The sequence below is a fragment of the Rheinheimera riviphila genome, from assembly GCF_004005945.1.
GTDB classification, from domain to species: domain Bacteria; phylum Pseudomonadota; class Gammaproteobacteria; order Enterobacterales; family Alteromonadaceae; genus Pararheinheimera; species Pararheinheimera riviphila.
This window is the reverse complement of sequence record NZ_SACS01000091.1, coordinates 1-254: the sequence shown is the minus strand read 5'-3', so window position 1 is coordinate 254 and position 254 is coordinate 1. Positions and strand designations below refer to the sequence as shown.

General features: G+C 51.2%; 2 tRNA genes. Both read right to left on the bottom strand.

The features are described from left to right. Positions 1-76, bottom strand: a tRNA-Gly gene (locus tag EOE67_RS20480). 51 nt (positions 77-127) lie between these two features. Beyond that, positions 128-203: transfer RNA gene (locus EOE67_RS20475), tRNA-Gly, on the bottom strand. Positions 204-254: the final 51 nt, after the last annotated feature.

Sequence of the window (254 nt, the reverse complement as noted above, 5' to 3'; positions counted from 1 at the left end):
TGGAGCGGGCAACGAGACTCGAACTCGTGACCTCGACCTTGGCAAGGTAGCGCTCTACCAACTGAGCTATGCCCGCATCGTCGTCAACTCAACAATTGGCTATGAAACCAATGGCACTTGAAAAATTTGGAGCGGGCAACGAGACTCGAACTCGTGACCTCGACCTTGGCAAGGTAGCGCTCTACCAACTGAGCTATGCCCGCAACATTTTCTTCAATTACCGCTTAGCTACTACTGAACTGGCGTTCAACTTT